Raw genomic sequence first — 16,855 nt, forward strand, 5'->3', positions numbered from 1 at the left:
TCCCATTGCGTGACCAGCGGGTTCCACCAGCTGGCACATCGATTGCCATCGCCTACCGGCATTCGCTCACGGGCCGCCCCGTCATCCGGCTGAACGTTCTTCCCGCCTGGGCAGTCGTACGCCAAGACGCACGGACAGCGCACCAGATGCCTGAGGTCCTCGGCGAACCTGCGCAGAACAGGTCGCGGATGACTCCCGAACCGTGAGGCTGCCATGAGCGAAACATCTTCCGCTGCAGGTGGGATTGCCGCCTGCTCCATTACCCTTGAGTTGAATGGCGAGAGCCGCCAAGTCGAGGTCTACCCCTGGACCACGCTGCTCGATCTGCTGCGCGAACAGCTGTCATTGACCGGCACCAAAAAGGGCTGCGACCACGGTCAATGCGGCGCCTGTACGGTGTTGCTCAATGGCAAACGGATCAATTCCTGCCTGACCCTGGCGATCATGCACGACGGTGCGCAGCTGACCACTATCGAGGGCTTGGCCCGAGGCGAAGAACTGCATCCGATGCAGGCTGCCTTCGTCAGCCACGACGCCTTTCAGTGCGGCTATTGCACGCCAGGGCAGATTTGCTCGGCGGTGGGGCTGGTCGCCGAAGGTCACGCTCGGACACGCGATGAGCTACGCGAACAGATGAGCGGCAACCTGTGCCGCTGCGGCGCCTATCCGAACATCCTCGCCGCCATTGAAGACGTGATGCCGCAGACCCGCGACCGCCTGACTGCCGTGCGGGAGGTGAAGCCGTGAACCCTTTCAGCTATGCGCGCCCCGCCGCGATCGACGAAGCCATAAGTCTGTTTCGCCCGGACAGCCGCTATATCGCCGGCGGCACCAATCTGCTCGATCTGATGAAGGAAAACGTTACCCGTCCGGCGCAGCTGATCGACATCACCCAGCTGCCGATGAGTGATATCGAGGAAACTGCCGATGGCGGTCTACGTATCGGCGCACTGGTGAGCAATTCGGATCTGGCCTGGCATCCGCGGGTGCAACAACACTATCCGCTGCTGTCCCAAGCGATTCTCGCCGGCGCCTCGCCGCAGCTGCGCAACATGGCCACCACTGGCGGCAACCTGTTGCAGCGCACCCGTTGTTACTACTTTTATGACAGCGCCACGCCGTGCAACAAACGTGAGCCCGGCAGCGGCTGTCCGGCGCGTGATGGCCTCAATCGCATTCACGCGATTCTCGGCCACAGCGAGGCCTGCATCGCGGTGCATCCCTCCGACATGTGCGTGGCGCTGGCGGCACTGGAGGCCGTAGTGATTGTGCAGGGCCCGCAGGGCGAGCGGCGTATTGCCTTTGCTGATTTCCATCGCTTGCCCGATGAGACGCCGGAGCGCGACAACACGCTGGCCGAGGGTGAACTGGTCACTGCAGTCGAGCTGCCGGCGCAGGGCTTTTCCGCACATTGCAGCTACCTCAAGCTGCGCGACCGCGCCTCCTATGCCTTTGCACTGGTCTCGGTCGCAGCCGCGCTGGAGCTGGACGGCGACACCATTCGCAGCGCCCGCATCGCCATGGGCGGCGTGGCGCATAAGCCGTGGCGCAAGCATGAAGCTGAAGCGCTGCTGATCGGCAAGGCGCCGGATGAGCCCGCCTTCACCGCAGCGGCCGATGCCCTGCTCGAAGGCGCCAGCGGCTTCGAGCACAACGCCTTCAAGATCGAGCTGAGCCGGCGCGCCATCGTCCGCGCCCTGACCGACGCCGCCAAAGGAGCCGCCCGATGAAACCCGCCACTTCCCCTTTTGGCCAGCCCATCGATCGCGTCGACGGACCGCTCAAGGTCACCGGCCAGGCACGCTATGCCGGCGAATTCCATGTGCCGGGCCTGCTCTATGGCAGCGTCGTCAACAGCGGCATTGCACGTGGTCGGATCGTCAGCATCGATGCCAGCGCGGCCGAGGCGGTGCCCGGCGTGGTGCTGGTGCTGACCCACCAGAATCGCCCGCCAATCGCCAGCTATGACGAACCCTACGAGGACGACGATGCGGCGGAGGGCTCGCCATTCCGTCCGCTGTTCAACGACCGCATCCTCTACAGCGGCCAGCCGATTGCGCTGGTGGTGGCGGAAAACCTTGAGCTGGCCCGTTATGCCGGCAGCCTGGTGCGGGTGGAATACGATCGCGAGCCCCACCGGACCGATCTGCTCAGTGAGCTGGAAAGCGCACACAAGGCGCCGGCCGAGCTGCCGCCACCGCGCGGCGACGTGGACGCCGCGCTGCGTGGCGCACCACTCAGGCTCGATTTGGAATACAGCACGCCGGTGGAACATCACAACCCGATGGAGCCGCACGCATCCACCGTTCACTACCTGCCTGAAGGCAAGCTGGAAATCTACGACAAGACCCAGGGCGTGCAGAACTGCATGCGCTATGTGGAAGGTGTGTTCGGCATGGAGGGCAAGATCCGCGTGCTTTCGCCCTTCGTCGGCGGCGCTTTTGGTTCCGGCCTGCGACCGCAGCATCAGCTGCCGCTGGCAGTGATGGCGGCGCTCAAGCTCAAGCGCTCGGTGCGCGTTACGCTCAAGCGCCAGCAGATGTTCACATTTGGTTATCGCCCGCGGACCGTGCAGCGTTTTGCCATCGGCGCGGCGGCCAACGGCCAGCTGGAGGCGATCGCCCACCAGGCGATCGGCCAGACGTCGTCGTTCGAAGACTTCACCGAACATGAAGTCGAGTGGTCGGGGATGCTTTATCAATGTCCCAACGTGAAGCTGGACTACCAGCTGGTGCCGCTGGACGTTTACACCCCTCTGGACATGCGCGCGCCCGGCGCGGCCATCGGTGTATTCGCCCTGGAATGTGCCATGGATGAGCTGGCCTATGCGGCAAAGGCCGATCCGCTAACGCTGCGCCTGACCAACTATGCCGAGCGCAACGGTAACGAGGACAAGCCCTATTCCAGCAAGGAACTGCGCCAGTGTTACGAGCAGGGCGCCGAACGCTTCGGTTGGTCGCGCCGGTCGATGGAGCCGCGTTCCATGCGCGACGGTAATCAGCTGATCGGCTGGGGACTGGCCACCGGCGTCTGGGAGGCGATGCAGATGCCGGCCAGCGCCAAGGCCTGCATCGAGCCGGATGGCCGGCTCGTGGTTAGCAGCGCCACGGCGGATATCGGCACTGGCACCTACACGGTGATGACGCAGATCGCGGCGGCCGCTATGGGACTGCCGATGGAGCGCGTGGAGTTCCGTCTGGGCGATTCGAACCTTTCCCAGGCTCCGCTGGAGGGCGGCTCGGCGACCGTTTCCTCGGTGGGGAGCGCTGTGCAGCAGGCCTGTGAAGCGCTGTGCCAGAAGATACTGGATACCGCGCAGCAGACACCGGTGTCGCCGTTCACCGGAGCCAAACTCGACGACGTGGAGTTCGTCGACGGCCAGATGCGGCTGAAGGCGGCGCCCGCGCACAGCGTCGAGATCGAGCAGGTCGTCGCGGTCACTGGCGTACTCGAGGCCGAGGTGAGCATCGAACCGGGCGAGAAGCGCAACGAATATTCCACCGCCACGCATTCGGCCGTGTTCGTCGAAGTGCGGGTGGACGAGACGTTGGGTACCGTCAAGGTGAGCCGCGTGGTCAGCGCTGTGGCAGCCGGGCGCGTCGTCAACCCGAAAACAGCCGGTAACCAGATCGCTGGCGGCGTGGTCTGGGGCATCAGCCAGGCGCTGCACGAGGAGACCATGATCGACCACGCGCTGGGCCGCTACATGAACCACAACCTTTCCGAGTATCACGTTCCGGTGAACGCCGATATCGGTGAGGTGGACGTGATCTTCGTCGAGGAAAAGGACGAGATCGTCAACGCGCTCGGCTCCAAAGGCGTCGGCGAGATCGGCAATGTCGGTGTCGCGGCAGCGGTGGCCAACGCCATCTACCACGCCACCGGCAAGCGGGTACGGGATCTGCCGATCACGATGGATAAGTTGCTCTAGGGCGGCTGGAAGCTGTAAGCGTCTCTGGTGGGTTGAAGCCCACCCTACATTGGCGGGCGCGGAACGCTACATCCCGTAGGGTGGACTTTAGACCACCACCATAGAGTGATACTGGCAGCCTCTTGGTGTCTGAAGCGGAGCGCCGCCCGGCCCACCCTGCGTGCTCAGGCGAACCGGTGCCTCGCTCACGCCTTGATCGCCCGTAGGATCACGAACTTGGGCGTGGCGGCGACTTGCTCGACCTTGCCGAACAGCCGTTTGAGTTTCAGGTGATAACCCAAGTGGCGGTTGCCGACGATCCACAGCTCGCCACCCTTGCTCAGTGCGGATTTTGCCTGGGTAAACATGCGCCAGGCGAGGAAGTCGCCGACCACCTGTTGCTGGTGAAAGGGAGGGTTGCACAGCACCAGATCCAGTGAGTCCGCCGGCTGTTCGGCCAGACCGTCACCGGCGCGAATGTCCGCGGGGCGTTCGCCGAGGATCGCCTGCCAGTTCTCGCGGGCCGACTGCACCGCCATATAGCTTTCATCCACCAGCGTCAGTTGCGCCTGCGGATTGCTCAGCGCATAGACGATGCCGAGCACGCCGTTGCCGCAGCCCAGATCCGCCACGCGCAGAGCGCCGAGTGCCTTGGGCAGGTGCGGCAGGAAGGCGCGCGTGCCGATGTCCAGGTCTTCGCGACAGAACAGGTTGGCGTGGTTGGTCAATTCGATGGCTGGCTGACCGAGACGGTAGCGCGTGGGGTAGGGCGATATTGGTACCGGTTTTTCGACGGGTGTCGCCGTCAGCAAACGCGCTTTCTTCACCGCCAGCGAAGCCTGCACCGGGCCGATGTACTTCTCCAGCAGATCGCCTGCTGCGCGCGGCAGATGCTTGATCATCGCAGCGGCGATTACCTGAGCGCCGGGTGCCAGCTGGCCGTACAAACGAATCAGCTGTTCTTCCAGCAGTGCCAGGGTCTTGGGCACGCGAATCAACACCAAATCGAACGGGCCGCCGGCGACCTGGCTGGCGGGCATGAAGGCAACGCTGTCGGCCGGCATGCCGTTGCGTGCCAGATTCTTCTGCAACGCCAGGTGTGCGAGATGGGAGTCGCCGCTGCTGGTCACCTTCGCGTGCGGTGCCAGCGAGGCGGCCAGGGCGCCGAAGCCGTCGTTGAGTACCAGCACCCGCGCGTCGACCGGCAACCCCTGCGCGTGTAGATGTGCGAGCAGATACTCGTCGGCGGCATCGAACGCCTGTAGCGGTTCGTTCGGTTGCTCGGGCTGGCGGATCAGGTCGAGGCGCGCATACGGGGATTCGAGAATAGGCATAAGAACTGGCGGTGTTTGTTGGCGTCGGAAAGGTGTATCAAGGGCCTAACCCTCGAATCCGCAGATGTCCGCGAAGGGAGCGAAGTATGACCGTCAGCGAAGAGAAGTTCACCCGCCAGCGCCTGCTCGAGGTGCAGACGTGGACGCCCAGCCTGTTCACCCTGCGCACCACGCGCGATCCGGGCTTCAGATTCACGGCCGGACAGTTCGCCCGGCTGGGTGTGCGCAAGCCCAGTGGCAGCATCGTCTGGCGGGCCTATTCGATGGTGTCGGCACCGCACGACGAGTTTCTCGACTTCTTCTCCATCGTTGTGCCGGACGGCGAGTTCACCAGCGAGCTGAGTCGCCTCGAACCCGGCGATGAGTTGTTGATCGACAAGCAGGCGTTCGGCTTTCTGACCCTGGACCGCTTCCCCGATGGCCGTGATCTCTGGTTGCTGGCCACCGGTACCGGGCTGGCGCCGTTTCTCTCGATCCTGCAGGGCTTGGAGGTGTGGGAGCGCTTCGAGCGCATCGTGCTGGTCTACAGCGCACGTACCGAATCGGAGCTGGCGTATCAGCAACTGATCCGCGAACTGCCGGAGCGCGAATATCTGGATGGGCTGGGCAGCAAGCTGACCTATCTGCCGGTCGTTACCCGCGAGCAGGTGCCTGGCGCGCTGAACGGACGCATCACCACGCTGATCGAAAACGGCGAACTGGAGCGCGCCGCCGATCTGAAGCTGGAGCCGGAGCATTCGCGCATCATGCTCTGCGGCAACCCGCAGATGATTGAAGATACCCGCACCATCCTCAAGACACGCGACCTCAACCTGGCGCTAACCCGCAGGCCGGGTCAGGTGGCGGTGGAGAATTATTGGTAAGGGAAAACCGAAAAGCGCTGGAGGCTTTAAGGCTGGACGAAGAAGCGTAGGGTGGACTTCAGCCCAATGTTCCGAGCTTGAGGCTGTCGTGGTGGGCTAAAGCCCACCCTACGGTTGCGGGCGCATTTGGTGTCAATAGGTAGGGTGGGCTTCAGCCCACCAACCTTGCTGTTGTCGCGGTGGACTGAGGCGGAACGCCGCCGGCCCGCCCTACAAAGCCAGCCTTAGAAAACGAAAAACCCCCGCCGGACGATCCGGCAGGGGCTTTGCTTTCAGCTTCAGGCTTCCAGCTGCTTTTAAACCACGCCCTGCGCCAGCATGGCGTCCGCAACCTTGACGAAGCCGGCGATGTTGGCGCCTTTGACGTAGTTGATGCGGCCGTTTTCTTCGCCGTAGGCGACGCAGGCGTGATGGATGGACTGCATGATGCTGTGCAGCTTGGTGTCCACCTCGCCGGCGGTCCAGTGCAGGCGCATGGCGTTCTGGCTCATTTCCAGGCCGCTACAGGCCACGCCGCCGGCGTTGGAGGCTTTGCCCGGCGCGTAGAGGATGCCGGCCTCGATGAACAGATCCACCGCTTCCAGGGTGGAAGGCATGTTGGCGCCCTCGGCCACACAGATGCAGCCGTTTTTCAGCAGTGTGCGGGCATCTTCGCCGTCCAGTTCGTTCTGAGTGGCGCAGGGCAGGGCGATGTCGCACGGCAGGCCCCACGGGCGCTGGTCGGCCAGATAGGACACGCCGAAGTGAGCACCCATTTCTTCCAGGCGACCGCGACGCACGTTTTTCAGGTCCATGAGGTAGGCCCACTGCTCTTCGGTCATGCCGTCAGCGAAATGCAGGGTGCCGCCCGAGTCGGAAAGGGAAATGACCTTGCCGCCCATCTCCATGACCTTCTGCGCGGCGTATTGCGCGACGTTGCCGGAGCCGGAAATCGAGACTCGCTTGCCTTCGAAGCTGCTGCGTACGCTCTTGAGCATTTCTTCTGCGAAGTAGACGCAGCCGTAGCCGGTGGCTTCCGGGCGAATCAGGCTGCCGCCGTAGGCCAGGCCCTTGCCGGTAAGGACCGAAGTGAACTGGTTGGACAGGCGTTTGTACTGGCCGAACATGAAGCCGATTTCACGTCCGCCGACACCGATGTCACCAGCCGGCACGTCGAGGTCGGCGCCGATGTGGCGATACAACTCGCTCATGAACGACTGGCAGAAGCGCATGACTTCGTTGTCGCTCTTGCCCTTGGGGTTGAAGTCCGAGCCGCCCTTGCCGCCGCCCATGGGTAGCGAGGTCAGGGAATTCTTGAAGACCTGTTCGAACGCGAGAAATTTAAGAACGCCGACGTTGACCGAAGGGTGGAAGCGCAGGCCGCCTTTGTAGGGGCCGATGGCGCTGTTCATCTGAATGCGGAAACCGCGGTTGACCCGTACCTGACCCTGGTCGTCGACCCAGGGCACCCGGAACATGATTGCCCGCTCGGGCTCGACCATCCGCTCCAGAATCCCGGCTTGCATGTAGCGCGGGTTGGCTTCCAGAAAGGGCCAGAGGCTGCGAACGACCTCTTCTACGGCCTGATGGAACTCTGGTTGGTGGGGGTCGCGCTGCTTAACACGGGCAAGAAAGGCGTCAACGGATTCGATCATTTAAAGAGCCCTCGTCGGACCGCTAGCAGCAGTCATTAAAATTTTTTTGGGCGGCGACTCTAACAAACAACTTTTGCACCGTGAAGGTGCCACATGGTCCGAAGTGTCGCATCTTGGTGCGTGAATGGTCCGGTGCGGCTGTGAACTGCGCGCCGCGAAGCAAGGAACTTCGGTGCGCCCGTATGACCGAAAAAAGAAGGCGTGCGTGCCTTGGCGCGGCGCTGGGGGTCTGTCGCTGGCCTCGAATTTTTAACTGCCGGAAGAAAACCAAGGGGTGCAAGTGATTGTCGTGATCATGGGTGTATCTGGAAGCGGCAAAACGACCATTGGCGAGCAGTTGGCCGCTCGTCTGGGGTGCGGTTTCTCGGATGCCGATGAGTATCACGGACCTGCCAACAAGGCGAAAATGGCCGCCGGAATCCCGCTCACCGATGAGGATCGCCAGCCTTGGTTGCAAGCGATGCATGAAGCCATCGCCGAACGGGCACGCCAGGGAAGGGATCATGTGTTCGCCTGCTCGGCGCTCAAACGTCGATATCGCGATGTGCTGCGTGGCGAAGTTGCCGATGTGAGACTGGTTTTTCTGCAGGGGCCTCGTGACGTGCTGGAGGAGCGCATCGCCAATCGTCGCGGGCATTTTTTCGCATCTGCGCTGTTGGATGATCAGCTCGCCAATCTCGAGCCGCCAGAGAAGAGCGAGGCGCTGATCATGGATATCCGCCATGAACCGGACGCGCTCGTCGAGCAGATCGTCAAGGCGCTTGCTGCGACAGGATGCAACCAGGACTAGCGTTATGGCTCGCTTGGCCCGCATCGAGGCTCGGCCCTTCTGACCAGTAAGAAAGCCGATACGAAAACGGAGCCTTTCGGCTCCGTTTGCGTTACTGCGCCAACTTCTTGTATTTGACGCGATGCGGCTGAGCGGCGGCGTCGCCCAAGCGCTTCTTGCGGTCGGCCTCGTACTCGGTGTAGTTCCCCTCGAAGAAGACGATATCGCCGTTGTCCTCGTAGGAGAGGATGTGCGTGGCGACCCGGTCCAGGAACCAGCGGTCGTGGGAAATCACGATCGCCGCGCCGGGGAAGTCCAGCAAGGCTTCTTCCAGTGAACGCAACGTTTCCACGTCGAGGTCGTTGGACGGTTCATCGAGCAGCAGCACGTTGGCGCCTTCCTTGAGCGTCAACGCCAGATGCAGGCGACCGCGCTCACCACCGGACAGGTCCTTGACGAACTTCTGCTGGTCACCGCCCTTGAAGTTGAAACGCCCCACGTAGGTGCGCGACGGCACTTCATAGCTGCCGATGCGGATCATGTCGGAGCCGTCGGACACCGCTTCCCACACCGTCTTGCTGCCATCCAGGTCCTCGCGGCTCTGGTCCACGCAGGCGACCTGCACGGTGTCGCCGATTTCGATGCTGCCCGAGTCCGGCTGCTCCTTGCCCATGATCATGCGGAACAGCGTCGATTTGCCCGCGCCGTTGCCGCCGATCACGCCGACGATGGCACCCTTGGGCATGCTGAACGAAAGGTCTTCGATCAGTACGCGATCGCCGTAGCCCTTGGTCACGTTCTTGAAGTCGATGACCTTGTCGCCCAGGCGCGGCCCGGCCGGGATGTAGATTTCGTTGGTTTCGCTGCGCTTCTGGAATTCCTGCGATTGCATTTCCTCGAAGCGCTGCAAGCGTGCCTTGGACTTGGACTGGCGGGCCTTGGCGCCTTTACGCACCCACTCCAGTTCTTCCTTCATGGCCTTCTCATGGGCCGACTGCTGTTTGGATTCCTGGGCCAGACGGTTGGATTTGGTTTCCAGCCAACCGGAGTAGTTGCCTTCGTAAGGGATGCCCGCGCCGCGGTCGAGTTCGAGAATCCAGCCAGCGACGTTGTCGAGGAAGTAACGGTCGTGGGTGATCGCAACCACGGTGCCGGGGAAGTCGTGGAGGAAGTGTTCCAGCCAGGCCACCGAGTCGGCGTCCAGGTGGTTGGTCGGTTCGTCCAGCAGCAGCATGTCGGGCGCCGAGAGCAGCAGGCGGCACAGCGCGACACGGCGCTTTTCGCCACCGGACAGGTGCTCGACCTTGGCGTCCCAGGGCGGCAGACGCAGGGCGTCGGCGGCTACTTCCAGCTGGCGCTCCAGGTTGTGGCCGTCGCTGGCCTGCAGGATGGCTTCGAGCTTGGCCTGTTCGGCGGCCAGCTTGTCGAAGTCGGCATCGGGTTCAGCGTAGGCAGCGTAGACCTCATCGAGGCGCGCCTGGGCGTCCTTGATGCTGCTGACTGCTTCTTCAACCACGTCGCGAACCGTTTTGCTCGGGTCGAGCTCGGGTTCCTGGGGCAGGTAACCCACGTTCAGATCGGGCATCGCCCGCGCCTCTCCGTCGAACTCCTTGTCGACGCCGGCCATGATTCTCAACAGCGTGGATTTACCCGCGCCGTTGAGACCGAGCACGCCGATCTTGGCGCCAGGGAAAAAGGACAGGGAAATGTTCTTGAGAATCTCGCGTTTCGGCGGAACGACCTTGCTCAGCCGATGCATGGTATAGACGTAAGAGCCTGTTTTGCCTGATTTGTCACTTTTGGACATGGTTTGATTCGCCTTTAATCCTGTGTCTTCAGTGCTTTGAATGGTAGCGGCAAGCGCTTAAATTAGGAAAATAAAACGTTAGGTTTGCGCTGGCCAGCCGATGCGCCTGACTATACTTAGAAAAAGTTAATTTTTATGAGGGAGCAACATGGGTTTGCAAGTCATAGAGCAGGTGGTGAATGCTGCTCGAAGAAAGATGCTGGTGCAAGACTGCATCCCGGTCTACTACCCCAACCTATACATCACCATGGAGCACTCGGGCAGAGCCCTCGAAACAACCAAGAAGTACCTTGAGCATCTGGCTGTGTTTGAGGAGTTTCTGGCGTTTTCCTCCATTGATCTGATTTCTCACCTCGAACAGCGCCCTCACAGCCGGTACCTGACAGACAGTGAGCTTTCAAGGTTTGTGTCGGACGCGGGGTTCAGCAAGGAAACCTTGGCCATGAAGTATGCGGGGATGCGCTTGCATCCGACCGCCTACAAATCCGTTGGCAAAGTCCATGCGCAGCAGCGAATCGAGGCGGTACGCGACTATCTGGCCTTCCTCTATGACAAGTTGGGTGATCACTCAACACGATATGAGGCGGTTGACGATCTGAAGAAGCGCATCAACCGCAAGATCAAAGCGGCCAGCCCTGCGTGGAAAAAAACGCGAACGGACGAAATGAAGGGGCTTACTGCCCAGGAGCGAACTCGGTTGCTGGAAATCATGCATCCGAATAGCGCCGAGAATCCCTTTTCAGATGACGCCATCAGGCTGCGTAACTACATCATTTTGCTGTTGGGTCTCGACATGGGGCTGCGACGCTCCGAGATGCTGCTGATCAAGACCAGAGATATTCACTGGCACAGTCGTCAACTGGCGGTGGTCAACCTCGAGGATGAGAGCATCGATCCACGAACCATGGCCCCGCAATTCAAAACCCACGAGCGCATGCTGGTGATGACCGATGACCTGTATGACGCGATCACTGAGTACGAATCGAAATATCGCCACAGAAAGCCCCGTAGCGGCACATCGCAAGCAAGGAAGCATCCGTTTTTGCTGGTGGCGCACAAGCGAAATGAGGGCGGGCCTCTGACCATCAAGGCAGTGGATGGCGTTCTGTCGAGGGTTCGAGAAATAGCGCCGGAACTGGCTCATGTGCACCCGCATATTCTCAGGCATGACGCGGTCTACACCATGCTGGAAAGCATGCGTGAGGAGCTGGCAGCGCTCACGCCGGAGGATCGCACCACGCAAGTTCAAAAGACCCTGACATGGATGTTCGGCTGGAGTCCCGAGTCGAACATGCCCGGCCTCTACGGCGCAAAGTTCTGGAAGGAGGAGGCAGACAAAGCGATACAGAAACGGGCCGAGCGGTTTACGTCCAGCCGTCATAAGGCCGGCATGACACCAGGAGGTTCAGCGTGAACATCGCCGTCGAAGCACTTCAGGCCCCCACAAAGGACAGCCTCGATGCATGGCTGAGCACGCCTCGCCTGGCGAAATGTGGGGAGGTGTTCACACCGACTCACCCCATGTGGAAACCCGATAAATCGGCCACACACCCAGTCAACTGGAAAGCGGCCCTCGCCTGCGTCTCGCCGGATTGGCAGCCCTGGTTGCACGCCGCCATGGCCTATCGAATGGCTGATCATGCAACGGGCTCGGTTGCTAAAGTCGCCAGTGTGTTGTCGCGGGCTGCTCAGGCCGGTCTTGACCCGCTCAACGAGGATCACCTGATCGCTCTGCGGGAGCGCTTTAACGTCAGCGAGTTCAGTCAGTTAGCCGCTTTCATGGCGTTTTGGCGCGACTGCGAATCCCTCGAACAACGTCCGCCGCAATCCCTGATCGAGGCCTACCAGGCACTGCCCAGAAAAAAGAAATCCAGCCACGATGTGATCCTCAGCCTGGACCCCGAACAGGGCCCGTTCACCCAGGTGGAGCAGGACGCGCTGCACCAATGGATACATGAGCAGTTCTGTCACGGTCAGCTAGATCCCGACCAATACCTGTATCTGCGCCTGTTGATGATTTACGGGCAGCGTGGCGCTCAGGTGCGCATGATGGTGTTTGGTGATTTAACGAAGACCGATCAGGGCTGCAAGGTCAGGTTTCATTGGGCAAAGCAAAAACACGGCGAGGCGGGTTGGCGAGCCAAGTCCGAAACCTTCAGTCTGGATGAGGACCTGTACAACACCGTGCAGGCCTACAAGGCCATGGTTCTGGCGCAACTCTGGCAAACCTATCCAGACCGCGCCTACTGGGATGCAGCCATTGAGAATGTGCCGCTCTTTCGTCGGAAGATAGATGATGAAGCAGAATTTTTGGAACGGGTGAATCCCCCTGTTTTACTCGATAGCCCTCTGCAAAAAGCCCTCGAAGAGGCGCCGCAGCCAATCTTTCATGTTGGAGCAGGCACGGTTCAGGCATGGCTTGATCGCATCGAGCGGATGGAGGGCTTTCCAATTTCGCCTCGCACCCATCAGCCGCTGAAAGTGACGCGGGGGCACCGGTTCAGGCACACCCTCGGCACGGACTTGTCCAATGCCGGGCTGGATGAGTGGACGATGGCCAGCGCATTGATGCACAACAATACTCGGACAGTACGAAAGTACCGCCAGGTGTCGCCGGAGCTGCTGGCCTTGATCGACGCGAAGATGAGCGACCATCTGGCCTTGGTTGTGAATGCGTTCACCGGGATCATCGTCACGGATCGCACCTCAGCAAAAAACGGGGATCGAGCGGATCGACAAATCGAGGATCTGGCAGTGTGCGGTGCCACTGCCGCCTGCCATCTCGATGCGCCCTTTACCTGTTACGCATGCGGAAAATTCCAACCCCTTCTGTACGCCAATCACCGCGCGGTTCTTGAGCGATTGGAACGTCGGCGGGCGCAAACCATTGCCACGGATAAAACGACCGGCGTGCTCTGGGATCGGGCCATTCTGGCGTGCCGCAAGGTGATTCTGGATTGTGAGGCCACGCGCCAATCAGGGAGGAAAGGCGAATGACCGATGCGTTTGATTCTGAACTGACGAACAACATTGTTGATTTCAAGCCCAGGAGCCAACTGGCTACGGAGGCTCAGCTCACGGCGTTTATCGAATGGGCAAAACAGACCCTGCCCAAAGGCATTCCCAGTCGCGTGCACTCGAGTATTTGCTGGGAAGACGGCAGTTGGCACAAGCATGGCGTCCATAGCTGTAGCTTCACGGCGCTGGGATCGACCAACGCAGCCCCAAAGGCGATACAGGCACCCTTCACGGAGTTTGCCAAGGCCATCATGGTGTACCGACGGGTGTATTTGCAGAAAAAGGCAATTAAAGACTGGCTGACTGCCCTGAAGGTGCTGGAAGCCGCCTTGGTCGAGCTGACCGGCACGCGGGATGTGACGCAGGTGTCCGCCGCTGTCTGCAATAAAGCGTGCGAGCACCTGAGTCGTCACTGGGCAAAATGCAACAACGCATACGTTAGCAGCAAGGCACTTGAGGCGCTCATCACCCTGATGCGGGCCAAAAAACTGCTCAAGGCCGATTTTCGGTGGACCTCTCCGCTGACGATGAAGTCGCGTGGCACGCTCAAGCAGCAAAAAGCGGATCGGGAACAGAAACTGCCCAACCCCGAAGCGATCAAAGCGCTCGGGGAAGTGTTCACTAACGAATTGACCCGCCCTCTGGATATCGTTGTGACATCCGCCTGTGCGCTGTTGCTGAGCGCCCCGAGTCGCGTGGGTGAGTTGGCGGATGTTGAATTGGATTGTCGGGTGTTCAAAGAGGATACCCACGGCAACCGGCGCATGTTCCTGCGCTGGTACGCGGAAAAGGTAAACCAGGTCACGCTGAAGCCAGTCGTTAAGCCCGAGATGGAGCCGGTCGTCGAGCGGGTCATCACCTTACTGAAACCGATCACCGATGAGGCGCGGGCTTACGCCGCCTGGCTGGAAGAGCATCCCGATGAGTTTCCGCCCCATGAAGGGCTGCCACTCAAGGGGCCTGATGAACCGCTTACCTATGCCGAAGCCTGTGCCGCGCTGAAACTCAGTGTTCATGAGAGCCACAACCCGCGAACAACATTCCAAAATGGTTTCCTAAAACCCATGGAGAAGAAAAAGGCGCTCAGCCCCGCCGCCCGAGCCCTCTTGGCCGAGATTCGTGATGGTTTGGATGCCAGTAGAGGGAAGCGGATATACGTGAAGGACAAGCCAGGAGTCCAGGGTGTTGAGTTTGACGACCGGTGTGTGATCACGCTGCGCACGCTCAATGCGCTGCTGCGTGAGAAGTATCTCCCAAAGGATTTTCCCTACACCACGCCGTACACGGAGGGCAAGGCGCGGGTGAAGTTTCGTGATGCCTTGTTCACCGTGCGCACGGGAGCGCTGGCTGAAGACGCAGGTGGCACTGCTGTGACGCACGGGTTTGGCGTAGAGATCGCGGCGAACCCTAACCGAATGAAGGCGCAATTGGGCGGTTCGAACAAACCGAAAAGGAAAAGCCTGTTCGAGCGCTATGGCTATCCCGGCGTCAAGGTCAACACGCATGCGTTTCGGCACGAATTGAACACGCGGATGCACGAGGCCGGTCTGTCGCAGCTCCTGATTGACGCCTTCTCTGGACGCACGACGATGGGGTCTATCTACAACCATGAGACCATCGAGGATCGTACTCAAAGGGTTGCGGCTTACCACCCCAAAACGAAGCACAGCACCGCTGCTCAGCGTCTGGACAAGGTCAAAACCAATCAGCCGCTGACCCTGGCGGAGGTGAGGGAACTGCGCGAGGGTGAGCAAGACCGCATTATCCATCAAACCCATCTCGGCGTTTGTGCACACAACTTCGCATCCGAGCCCTGTCCGAAAATGGGTGCCTGTTTGGACTGCGGGCGGCTCGGTTGCGTCAAAGGGGATGACGTGAAGCTGGGCAACCTCATGGAAGAACGCGACGACCTTCAACGCCGCCTAGATAAAGCCATGGATGCGCAGTCTCGTGGTGTGTTTGGAGCATCAGAGTCTGCCAAAAAACTGGGTGAGAAGCTCTTTAAGTGCGAGGCGCTCATCCAAACGCTGGAAAACCCCGAACTCGAAAACGGTGACATTGTGTGGAACGCCGACAACGGTTGGACGCTGACCAAGAACGCCGCCGCAATGTCGGGGTTGATCGAAGTCAAAGTCATTGAAGAGAACCAGGCGCAAGAGGCGTTGCCATCGTTGGATGACGTCTTAGCTTTGCTTGATGAGATCGAGGGTTAACGATGGGGCATTTAACGCCAAAGGATGAGAAACGCATCATTAAGCTGATTGAGGAATGGTCAGAGCCGAAGCTGACTTGGCCTTTGCTCGTTGAGGCCTGCAAAGAGAAACTGGGTATCAGTCGTGCTCGCCAGTCCCTGATGAATCTACCTGCCGTGGATTTAGCGATGAAGAATTGCAAGGCGGCATTGAAGGCTCAGAAGCTGAAGCCGGGCTGGATTAGCGATATTCAGGCCGCTAACGAGCACATTGAGAAACTGACAGCGAACAATCAGAAGCTGTTAGCTGCTGTTCGAGATATGCGTAGCCGGTTTTTGATTTGGCAAGCCAATGCGGATATGCACGGGCTAACGCAATCGATGTTGGAGCGGCCGGTTTCACAGCTTCAAAAGAAGATCTGATCCGGTGTTCGGAAACTTGTACCTGGAAAAGACTCATGGCAGCTACGTCCTGAAATTCAAGCACTCGGATCATGCTCCGCGCTACGTTCTGGAAGGGGACGAATTGATGATCCGGCCGTATTGCAAGCCATAATCAGGGATGCGGGTACCAGAGGAGCAAAAGTCGCAGATCACATAATCATGGCTACCGTCGCCAGCGATTTAATTTCCATGCTCACACCTGAATAATTTTCTTGTGAATGAAGCGGTCTGTTGCAGCTGGCCAACAATGACCGCTTTTGACCGCTTTGAGCCTTTCGGATTAGGCAGGAATCGGCCCAGAGTGTGTAAAAACATCCCGGTAAACCCTTGCTATGATTTCCGAGAATCTCATCGCAAGGGACGCCCATGAAACGGTTTATCCAGGGTGAACATCGAGGTCAAAGCACCTTACTTCCCGAAAGCCTCGACGACTACGTCAGCGATACCAATCCGGTTCGGGTGGTTGACGTTTTCGTCGATGAACTCGATTTGGCCAATCTAGGTTTTGATGGCGTCATTCCAGCCGAAACCGGCAGACCTGCCTACCACCCGGCGATCCTGCTGAAGATCTACATCTACGGTTACCTAAACCGAATTCAATCGAGCCGACGTCTGGAGCGAGAAGCCCAGCGCAACGTCGAACTCATGTGGCTAACCGGGCGTTTGATGCCCGATTTCAAGACCATCTGCGGATTCCACGCCATTCGGACACTCAGCCCACGCTGATCCGGACACCTGTTCCACGTTCATTCGGACAGGCAGTCGGAGCGCAGCGACGCAGGGGTGGCATTGTTAGTCTGAGGTGCCCGGCGTCGTCAATTTCTGCGTCCGTTTGCGCATTGATTCACCCTCCAGATTGATCCGATAAGCGTTGTGCACCAGGCG

Annotated in this window: 12 protein-coding genes and 2 pseudogenes; 10 read left to right on the top strand and 4 right to left on the bottom strand. The window is 60.0% G+C overall.

The window, feature by feature from the left end; genetic code table 11:
- The first annotated feature begins 213 nt into the window (after positions 1-213).
- Genes V6943_RS19695 through V6943_RS19705 form a run of 3 tightly spaced genes read left to right on the top strand, consistent with a single transcriptional unit; the run spans position 214 to position 3,931 of the window.
- Positions 214-747: a (2Fe-2S)-binding protein gene (locus V6943_RS19695; RefSeq protein WP_340555128.1), complete on the top strand. Its 534-nt coding sequence runs from the start codon at positions 214-216 to the stop codon at positions 745-747.
- Positions 744-1,730: an FAD binding domain-containing protein gene (locus V6943_RS19700; RefSeq protein ID WP_340555129.1), complete on the top strand. Its 987-nt coding sequence runs from the start codon at positions 744-746 to the stop codon at positions 1,728-1,730. The genes V6943_RS19695 and V6943_RS19700 overlap by 4 nt, the downstream gene beginning before the upstream one ends.
- Positions 1,727-3,931 carry a xanthine dehydrogenase family protein molybdopterin-binding subunit gene (locus V6943_RS19705; RefSeq protein ID WP_340555130.1) on the top strand — a complete coding sequence of 735 codons (2,205 nt, stop codon included), beginning with the start codon at positions 1,727-1,729 and terminating at the stop codon, positions 3,929-3,931. The genes V6943_RS19700 and V6943_RS19705 overlap by 4 nt, the downstream gene beginning before the upstream one ends.
- Before the next feature lie 185 nt (positions 3,932-4,116).
- Here V6943_RS19705 and V6943_RS19710 read toward each other — a convergent pair whose 3' ends face one another.
- The gene (locus V6943_RS19710) at positions 4,117-5,244 is read right to left on the bottom strand and encodes a methyltransferase (RefSeq protein ID WP_340555131.1); all 1,128 of its coding nucleotides are present in this window, start codon (positions 5,242-5,244) and stop codon (positions 4,117-4,119) included.
- Positions 5,245-5,330: 86 nt separating this feature from the next.
- Here V6943_RS19710 and V6943_RS19715 point away from each other — a divergent pair, with 86 nt between their 5' ends.
- Positions 5,331-6,107: a ferredoxin--NADP reductase gene (locus V6943_RS19715; RefSeq protein ID WP_340555132.1), complete on the top strand. Its 777-nt coding sequence runs from the start codon at positions 5,331-5,333 to the stop codon at positions 6,105-6,107.
- Positions 6,108-6,403: 296 nt separating this feature from the next.
- Here the strand turns inward: V6943_RS19715 and gdhA are convergent, their stop codons facing one another.
- Positions 6,404-7,741 (bottom strand): NADP-specific glutamate dehydrogenase, encoded by a 1,338-nt coding sequence (gene gdhA / locus V6943_RS19720; protein ID WP_131651900.1) that lies wholly within the window; start codon positions 7,739-7,741, stop codon positions 6,404-6,406.
- A gap of 280 nt (positions 7,742-8,021) precedes the next feature.
- Here gdhA and V6943_RS19725 point away from each other — a divergent pair, with 280 nt between their 5' ends.
- Positions 8,022-8,531, top strand: a complete 510-nt coding sequence (locus V6943_RS19725; protein ID WP_131651899.1) for a gluconokinase — start codon at positions 8,022-8,024, stop codon at positions 8,529-8,531.
- A gap of 91 nt (positions 8,532-8,622) precedes the next feature.
- Here the strand turns inward: V6943_RS19725 and ettA are convergent, their stop codons facing one another.
- Positions 8,623-10,317, bottom strand: coding sequence for an energy-dependent translational throttle protein EttA (gene ettA, locus V6943_RS19730; protein ID WP_340555133.1), 1,695 nt, complete (start codon positions 10,315-10,317; stop codon positions 8,623-8,625).
- A gap of 148 nt (positions 10,318-10,465) precedes the next feature.
- On the opposite strand from ettA, the gene V6943_RS19735 reads away from it, so the two are divergent.
- The 5 genes and pseudogenes from V6943_RS19735 to V6943_RS19755 form a co-directional block, all read left to right on the top strand.
- Positions 10,466-11,731 carry a site-specific integrase gene (locus V6943_RS19735; protein ID WP_222910700.1) on the top strand — a complete coding sequence of 422 codons (1,266 nt, stop codon included), beginning with the start codon at positions 10,466-10,468 and terminating at the stop codon, positions 11,729-11,731.
- Entirely contained in the window at positions 11,728-13,314 is a 1,587-nt protein-coding gene (locus V6943_RS19740; protein ID WP_256058794.1) for a tyrosine-type recombinase/integrase, read from the top strand. The genes V6943_RS19735 and V6943_RS19740 overlap by 4 nt, the downstream gene beginning before the upstream one ends.
- On the top strand, positions 13,311-15,548 hold the full coding sequence (locus V6943_RS19745) for a hypothetical protein (protein WP_256058795.1): 2,238 nt from the start codon (positions 13,311-13,313) through the stop codon (positions 15,546-15,548). The genes V6943_RS19740 and V6943_RS19745 overlap by 4 nt, the downstream gene beginning before the upstream one ends.
- Before the next feature lie 2 nt (positions 15,549-15,550).
- Positions 15,551-15,949 (top strand): hypothetical protein, encoded by a 399-nt coding sequence (locus tag V6943_RS19750; RefSeq protein ID WP_256058796.1) that lies wholly within the window; start codon positions 15,551-15,553, stop codon positions 15,947-15,949.
- A 387-nt stretch (positions 15,950-16,336) separates the two neighbouring features.
- Positions 16,337-16,666, top strand: a pseudogene (locus V6943_RS19755) (transposase); the annotation flags it as partial.
- Positions 16,667-16,762: 96 nt separating this feature from the next.
- Here the strand turns inward: V6943_RS19755 and V6943_RS19760 are convergent.
- Positions 16,763-16,855: pseudogene (locus V6943_RS19760) on the bottom strand (AAA family ATPase); the annotation flags it as partial.

Source organism: Pseudomonas sp. CBC3 (genome assembly GCF_037967085.1).
Lineage (GTDB): Bacteria > Pseudomonadota > Gammaproteobacteria > Pseudomonadales > Pseudomonadaceae > Stutzerimonas.